Here is a 7,463-nt window from a genome sequence, read left to right as displayed (position 1 = left end):
TACGAGAGCATTCACTCTGGTCGGCGCATTTATGGGCCATTTTGCACTTCTTGAAACTGGCATCGGAGCTGCTCTGGGCGAGGTAGTTGGCGTCAATGGGGCACGTCGAGTAATCATCAATCGAAACATGGGTTCGACTAGAAGATCAAAACCCTACGCACAGTAGGTCGTGTGGACTCTTGGGATTCCCAAGGCTGAGCAAATCAGATTCAAGGCTGTCTTTTTAGGCAGCCATGGGAATTATGGAGTCGTCTGATCCTCCGCGACGACCAGTGGGAGCGCACATCCGACCTTCCAGCTTCTCAAATTAAGCGCCAATCCCGAAGCCAGTTTCCGTAGGGACCACCCGTCGTAGCATTGCCTATCAGTGCCAACAACATCGAGCGGGCCGCCGAGCAGCTGTTGCACAGGACCAAGCAGTGTGGCCCCAAATGGCTCAGCCCACTGCAGCTCTGCCATGCATGCCTTGATCGATAAACGCGAAGTGGTCCGCGGGGCGTTTCTCGAAGGGGCCAAGGAACAGGGAAACCTACTGCCTCCTTAGCATCTGCGACTGAAGCCCTACTCTCGGCCGGGCACGAAACTAACAAAGACCATCGTCGGCTCTGCAGCGAACGGCGGTCATAGAAGTGGCAAGCGAGGACCCATTGGCCTGTCCGACTATCGTTGCGCCTTCAGCAGACGCTCTAGCGTTGAAAAATCACTCATGTCGCGGTAGGGCGTCAGGTCAAGATCCTTGGGGATCTTCTTGAGCTTCTCTTCGGAGATCGGTTTTTCGTTCTTTTTGTTGACGGCCTGGTAAGCGGACCAGCCAACACCCGCCGCTTTCACGGCATCGCGTTCGGCTCGAAGGGCGATTTGATGCGCGTGCAGATAGTGAAGCCCGAGTTCGTCTAGGAGCGCCTTTTCAATGATCTCGTGCGTTAGCAGAAATGGGGCAAGCCGGACCTTGGCCGATTTCCAATCCATAGTGCGAGGCATATGACGGTCGATATAAATCGTCCTGCCATCTTTGCTGTAGCCAGCAATGTAGGGGATATCGAAATCATGAACGATCTTCACCCGACGATGCAGCGCCCGCACAGCGTCACTCAGTACATCATCGTCGAAGTCTTCGGAAACGTGGCGGACTTCATCTTCAAGCTTCATTTTTTCCACACTGACACCAGCGGCGCTTTGCTCTTATAGACCGGATCCTTCCATGGACGGCCAACTTGGGAATCGTTCGTAATGCCCGCTCATGTTCCTGGGCTGTCGTGCATTCGTCATAAGCGCCGGATGCGGGATAAACGCCGACCACCAGGAAACCACCAGACTCGGAGAGACATTGGTGACTGGTGCCGGCCGGAAGAACTGCCACGTTGCCGGCCTTCAAGGACAATGTACGGCCCCTGTTGCCCCCGAACCGAACCTTGCCGGTTCCGCGCGCAACTCCAAGCACTTCATTTTTGCGGGATTGGTTATGAACGTAGCGGTAGATGCCGTCCCGCCAGCAGCTACTCCACCCATTGGCCTCGAAAAGCTCTTCCAGCACGGCTGCGGAATCAAATTGTTCCACCGACCTTACGGCGCCACGATAGACGACAAACGGCCAGAAGGGGTGGTTCGGCACCAGGCCGTCATCCTTGAACCGAAATTCGAATGGCTTCTTCACCTTCACAAATTCGGCGAGTTCTTGCTTTCTCGGTCGCGCGATACCAGTCGCCTGCTCGGTAGCTTTCTTCAGGCTCTCAAGAATGCCCACGGCGAATCCTTGCTGGACGAGACGTCAGACAGAGCAGCGGGGAAACCTCCCGCTCTGGTCTCAACAAATCTCAACCAGCGACACCGCACTTTGTTCCTTTTGCCGAACGGCCGCTATTCAAGCTGCGGCCGCGAGGAGGAGTGAAAGTCAGAGAACCGTCCGTATGTCGGCCGCTCAGCTTGTGCCTGCCGGAGTTGAACGAGAATTGTCTTGGCGGTGCTGCGCCGGAAGGCATTCGCGTCCTCCAAGTTTTTGGATTCTAGGACCCGGGCCAACCTTCGACCAATTTCCGCCGCCGATTCAGCGGAAACCCGCTTATGTTGAATCATCGATCACGTCACCCCGATCGCCCAGGCGCAAAGTACGAATACGACAGTGACTTTCCGCAGCCAGAACGGCCTTGTGCGGCTCTCGGAGCTTAAGAAGGTCGATGCTTAAGGCGTACCCCTATGAATGGACGAGGCCGGACGATTGGGCGGCCGAACGGGTGATGAAAGCCATTACCGCCGAGGGCGCCGCGTGAGCGGCGCCCCATGATCGAAGCGAAGTCGGAGCAATCACCATGACCACGGACCACGCCAGAATGGCGATCCGTTCGTTGGTGGCGAGGCCGAGGGGAAATAATCGATGGAAACGCCTCGCGAGATGCCGATTCGCGCAGTCGCGCCAGCTATGCTCTGGCTGCAACGCATCCGACGTTACCATCCATCCTGACATGAACGCGCCGGCAGTCATGCTACTGTGGAAGCGCAGCTGGCCGATCCTACGACATCGTTCTGGCAGCCTGCCATGAAGTGAAGAGGAGAGTTCACCATGTCCAGGATGAATCGCCGCGCCTTGCTTCTCAACGCCGCCAGCGCCGTTGTCGCCTCGACGGTTGCGGCATCGGCTTTCGCCACAAAGCCGCGACGGGAGGACCGGGAACCGTCCCGCGATCTGCGGGCGCTGATCAATGCGCACAAGGCAGCGTACGCGGCATTCGGCAAGGCGATCCACGAAATGGGCGGCAGTAACCGCGACCACGACGGAGCCAGCCGGGCTGAGGAAAGGGCGCTGCTGGCTGTATGCGCCTATCCTGCGGTCAGGGAAGGTGATCGCCGGTCCAAGGCCCGATATCTTTTGAAGATCGAGGCGCGCGGTGAGCTCGACTTGGCAGAGCATATGCAAGCTCTTCTCCGCTCGACGATGTGGAAAGGATAGAAGGGCTTCCCCGTCGTGTACGACGTCCGCCTCCTTAATGCGCCAAAGACCGGATCGCGTCCATGGTTGAGAGGTTCGCGTTGAAATAGCGCTAACGGAGAACAAACGCTGATTTGGTGGCGATCATTATGATCGCTGCTGGGTCACTCGCAGTCAACTCTGCCGGCTGTGGAATGAGCAAGGAGCGCCAGTTGCCGACCTTTCCGGCGCTTCTCCGAAGCTGACGTTCGCGGTGCGGCCGGAATGCCATCGAAGCTGCCGACATCATAGCCACGCCTCGAGTAGAGGCTTCGTCTCGAGCACCTCGGCACGGTTCCGTTCGCGCGATAGAAGCAGCGGTTGGCGATTGAGCAGCATGGAATCGCCGAATTCATGCGCGCGGTATCGATACGCCATGAAGGCTGCGGAGGCCTTGGCGAGCAGAGCTTCATCGGCAAAGGCGCGCAGGAGCTCGAAATGGCTTTCGCCGGGCTGGTGGACGCCTGTGAGAATCGCATCGACCACGCGAAGCCGCGTGCCCCGCCCGATGCGCCCTGTCGCAATGCCATTTCCGGCACGCACATTGCCATCGGGATTGGCGGCTGCCTCCAGAGCGCGCACTACGCTCGTGCCGATCGCAATGATGCGGCTGCCGCGCAGCTTCGCCCGCGCGACCTGCGCCGCGGTGCGCCCAGGGATGCGGTGTGGCTCGTCGAAGGGAAGGCGCGAGTCGAGCGCGGGATCGCCGGTAGAAGAGACGCCCGCAGCATGCGTGAGTGTTGCAAAGCCAACGTCGTGCCGACGCCAGGCTTGGAGCGTGCGCCAGTTGAACGCGAAGCCTGCCGACGGCGCCTCGAACGCGACCGGCCCGGCGGCAATCTTCGTCCAAACATCCCACAGTGCCAACGGCTCGGGAAGATGCGCGTATTGGATCGGCCGGCCGTGCTGCGCCAGTCCTGCAAGCACCGCTACGCCATTGCCTGGGAAGTGCAACTCGAGAAGGCGTGGATGGTCGAGAAGGCGCTCTACGACGGCGTCAAGCGAGCCGAGCCGGAGGCGATCGCCTGGTGACAGCGGAGGTGGAGGCAGCCGGTCTTCCGTGCGCGTGCGGTGATCGCCCGAGCCGAAGGCAATCGCCACGAAACGGGTTGGATCGGGAAGTGATAGCCAGCCCGCCAGGCGGATCTCGATCGCCTCACCGCTTGGGACATGCGTGCCGTGCAAGCTGGCAGGCAAGGTCGCGGCGTCATTGGCGACGACCAGATCGCCGGGGTTGAACAGCGTCGCGAGTCCAGCTCGCGGCAGGTCACGCATCGTGCCGTCCGCCTCGACGACGAACAGCCTGGCAGAGCGCCGATTGGGACGATCGGCGGCAATCATCCATGTGCTCCGGCGAGACGCGTAGAGCGGACCGACAACGCGTCGAGCATCTTTTCGATGATCTCGGCAGCTGCCTGCTCGGGGCGCTTCAATGTCGACGGATCGGCATCAGGAAGCGCCAGCGCGTGCAGCGGGGTGTCCATATCGCCGGGGTCGAGCGCGAGGAGCCGGATGCCGTCTGCTTTCGCCTCCTCGTCCCAAATCGCCGTCACATGGGCAAGAGCGGCCTTGCTCGCGCCGTATGCTCCCCAGCCGGGATAGGCGTTCACCGCGGCGTCGCTGGAAATGTTGATGACCAGCGCGCCGCGGCCCTCGCGTGCGGAGGCGGCAAGCGCACCGAACAGGGCTTTCGTCAGCCGGAACGCGCCGACGAGATTGACCGCGAGCGCCATTTCCAGCTCCTGGCACTCGGTATCGGCAAGGAGCGCCAGAGGGACGGGGCCGAGGCTCGACGCATTGTTGATCAGGACATCGAGCCCGCCGAGGCTGGCAGTGACCTGCAACGCTATCGGGTAGATGTCCTCCTTCTTGCCGACGTCGCCGACAAAACCGTGCGCGCCCGTCTCGTCGGCGATGCGTTCGACATTCGCGGCGGTGCGGGCGACGAAGGCGACGCACGCATTCATCGCGGCAAGCTGCCGCACAAGCGCCAGTCCGAGGCCGGACGTGCCGCCCGCGACCGCCACGCGAAGTCCCTGAAGTTCGACATTCGTCTGCATTGCCAGTGCTCCTTTAATCCGTATGCCTCTTGGTACAAGTTCAAGTTAACTTGAAGTCAAGCGGGAATTGTGCTTTCGTTCATGCATGGATTCCATGCTGACCATCACCGACGTGGCGCGGCGCAGCGGCGTCGCATCATCGGCCCTGCGCTTCTACGAGGAGCGCGGGCTGATCGCGTCCGAGCGGGCCGGCTCGGGACACAGACGCTATCCGCGATCCGTGCTGCGCCGGATCGGCTTCATCGTCTTCGCGCAGCGAATTGGGCTGACGCTCGAGGAGATCGGCGGCGAGCTGGCCAAGTTGCCAGCCGATCGCGTGCCGTCGCGTCGGGATTGGTCGCGGTTGTCGGGCCAGTGGACCAAGCGCATCGACCAGCGCATCGCCGAGTTGCAGCGCCTGAGGTCGGGGCTTACCGAGTGCATCGGTTGCGGCTGCCTGTCGATCGACCGGTGTAGCCTTGCAAACCCTACCGATATGGCAGGACGCAAGGGGCCGGGGCCGAGATATTGGCTGGGGTGAGTTGGCAGCGTGCCTGTCACTATTGCAGAACTCGGCAGCGCAAGACTTCGCCGAGTGCGAGACGCTGCGGCCCCGGTAAGGTTCAGCGACGGTATTGTTCGTCGCTGACTTTCTCCATCCGCTCGACGGCCTTGCAATCGAGTGATTCCTGAATAGCAATATGCGACATTGCCGTAGTTGGGGAGCAGGCGGGGCGCATCGAAGAAGCTCGTCGGACGGGGCGCAGCTTGTCGCGGCGCGACCAACCTTCACCATCACGTCCTGGTTTAGAACGCAGTTCCGTAGTGATGTCGAGCGGATGGCCTGCCTGAGATTGCCTACGAACACCTGATGGTCGAGGAATATGTTTGCGATGGGCTCATCGCTGCCGACAATCGGTGACCTATATAAAGGGGCATGTCCACGCGCCGAAAAATCAATGCAACAGCGAAGCTGATTGGAGAGTGGCCTTTAACGCCGGCTGCAACGTTTGGATCGTCCGTCAGAGCGAGGGGTATTTTTCTCGAAATACGCGCCCGCCTTCCAACGGAGTTCAGGAAATTGCTCAATATCGAGTCCCGCGTGCTTACCCTGCGCCTGTCTGAGGGCGCCCAGAATGATGGGCAGGTGGTATTCGGGATCGTATCCAAAGCACTGCAGAATATCGAAGACATGCCCGTAATCCCCCGTGAAATCGAGGACATTCTGACGATCTCGACGGCCGAACGGCACCGCTGGCTGAAAGATGGTCGCTTGCAGAGCGCGGGGACGAAAACGGTGAAACTTCGCGGGCGGGCAAGGAACATCACCTTTCACGTGTTCGACCCGCAGCACGTGGAAGATGTGCTTGACCGCGATCTGGTTACGGTCTGGCGCGAACAGGACGCAGCGACAGCTGCAGAGAATAGGCGGCGAGCCGCGGGGAGGGCCGCTATGAAACGCGCTCAAAGAAGCGGTCGCGGAACTGCAGCTTCAGCTGGTTATGGGCCCGATGAGAACTCGCACTCCAGTTTGCGCGGCTGGGAAGATTTTGAGAATGACGGACTCCTGCGCGATAAGCCGGGCGCACAAGCAGGCTAGGACGTTTGCCTGCGCCGTGCGAGATGCGCAAGGAGGGCCGTCAAACGCATCGCGTTCAGGACCCGCTTCGCAGGGACACCGCCCTTGCGCGCCATCTCGACACCCCAATGCATGTGATCGAGCTCGCGGATCGAATGAGCGTCCGGATTGATGCTGAAGATGCAGCCCTGATCGAGTGCCTTTTGATGCCAGCGCCAGTCGAGGTCGAGTCGCCACGGATGTGCGTTGATTTCGACGGCAACGCCGTATTTCGCACACGCTTTGAGGACTTTGTCGATGTCGAGATCATAACCGGGCCGGCGCAACAGCTGGCGACCGGTCATGTGCCCGATGATTGTCGTCCGAGGATTTCCGATCGCCTCAATGATACGCTCCGTCTGCTCTTTCTTCGGCAACTTGAAGCGGCTGTGCACGCTCGCGACGACGAAATCGAACGTCTCCAAAATATGATTCGGGTAATCGAGCGAGCCATCAGCCAGGATGTCCGCCTCGATGCCCTTCAGTATGCGAAATTTTCCATTGTATGCCTTGTTCAGCCGGTCAGCTTCGCGGTGCTGTTCAGCAATCTCCTGCAACGAAAGGCCGCCTGCGTAGTGAGCGGACTGCGAATGATCGGCGACACCATAGTATTCGAAACCGCGCCTACGCGTGGCTTCAGCCATTGCCTCAAGCGTTTCGGTGCCATCGGATGCGGTCGTGTGAGAATGCAGGATGCCATGCAGATCTTCATCCCGAATGAGGGCGGGTAGCTTCTGCTTTGCCGCTCGCTCAATCTCATCCCTGCCTTCGCGCAATTCAGGCTCGATAAACTGCAAGTCTAGAGCTTGGTAGATTTCTTCTTCTGTCGCTGACGCGATCAGCT

At 60.1% G+C, this 7,463-nt stretch carries 8 protein-coding genes and 1 pseudogene; 3 read left to right on the top strand and 6 right to left on the bottom strand.

All coding sequences use genetic code 11. From position 1 onward, the window contains the following. Window positions 1-660 precede the first annotated feature (660 nt). Complete coding sequence (locus NKH16_RS34310; protein ID WP_352903870.1) at window positions 661-1,149, bottom strand: hypothetical protein; 489 nt, start codon at window positions 1,147-1,149, stop codon at window positions 661-663. Next, the gene (locus NKH16_RS34305; protein ID WP_352903868.1) at window positions 1,139-1,744 is read right to left on the bottom strand and encodes a cupin; all 606 of its coding nucleotides are present in this window, start codon (window positions 1,742-1,744) and stop codon (window positions 1,139-1,141) included. Before NKH16_RS34305 ends, NKH16_RS34310 begins: the two co-directional genes overlap by 11 nt. An 813-nt stretch (window positions 1,745-2,557) precedes the next feature. On the opposite strand from NKH16_RS34305, the gene NKH16_RS34300 reads away from it, so the two are divergent. Continuing rightward, entirely contained in the window at window positions 2,558-2,944 is a 387-nt protein-coding gene (locus tag NKH16_RS34300; protein WP_352903867.1) for a hypothetical protein, read from the top strand. A 264-nt stretch (window positions 2,945-3,208) separates the two neighbouring features. On the opposite strand, the gene NKH16_RS34295 is transcribed toward NKH16_RS34300, so the two are convergent. Continuing rightward, window positions 3,209-4,303 carry an S-adenosylmethionine:tRNA ribosyltransferase-isomerase gene (locus tag NKH16_RS34295; protein ID WP_352903865.1) on the bottom strand — a complete coding sequence of 365 codons (1,095 nt, stop codon included), beginning with the start codon at window positions 4,301-4,303 and terminating at the stop codon, window positions 3,209-3,211. Next, the gene (locus NKH16_RS34290) at window positions 4,300-5,022 is read right to left on the bottom strand and encodes an SDR family NAD(P)-dependent oxidoreductase (RefSeq protein ID WP_352903863.1); all 723 of its coding nucleotides are present in this window, start codon (window positions 5,020-5,022) and stop codon (window positions 4,300-4,302) included. Before NKH16_RS34290 ends, NKH16_RS34295 begins: the two co-directional genes overlap by 4 nt. A gap of 85 nt (window positions 5,023-5,107) precedes the next feature. Here NKH16_RS34290 and soxR point away from each other — a divergent pair, with 85 nt between their 5' ends. Beyond that, window positions 5,108-5,542 (top strand): redox-sensitive transcriptional activator SoxR, encoded by a 435-nt coding sequence (gene soxR / locus NKH16_RS34285; RefSeq protein WP_352903861.1) that lies wholly within the window; start codon window positions 5,108-5,110, stop codon window positions 5,540-5,542. A gap of 82 nt (window positions 5,543-5,624) precedes the next feature. Here soxR and NKH16_RS34280 read toward each other — a convergent pair. After that, window positions 5,625-5,726, bottom strand: a pseudogene (locus NKH16_RS34280) ((R)-mandelonitrile lyase); the annotation flags it as partial. 212 nt (window positions 5,727-5,938) lie between these two features. Between NKH16_RS34280 and NKH16_RS34275 the strand changes: the two are divergent. Beyond that, window positions 5,939-6,601 (top strand): hypothetical protein, encoded by a 663-nt coding sequence (locus NKH16_RS34275; RefSeq protein WP_352903860.1) that lies wholly within the window; start codon window positions 5,939-5,941, stop codon window positions 6,599-6,601. Here NKH16_RS34275 and NKH16_RS34270 read toward each other — a convergent pair. After that, window positions 6,598-7,463, bottom strand: an 866-nt coding sequence (locus NKH16_RS34270; protein WP_352903859.1) for a PHP domain-containing protein, incomplete at its 5' end; no start/stop codon positions are given. The genes NKH16_RS34275 and NKH16_RS34270 overlap by 4 nt on opposite strands.

Origin of the sequence: Mesorhizobium sp. M1307 (assembly GCF_040318155.1) — a bacterium.
In the GTDB taxonomy this organism is placed as follows: domain Bacteria; phylum Pseudomonadota; class Alphaproteobacteria; order Rhizobiales; family Rhizobiaceae; genus Mesorhizobium.
The sequence above is the reverse complement of the archived record's forward strand: the minus strand, read 5'-3'. Positions and strand labels throughout refer to the sequence as shown.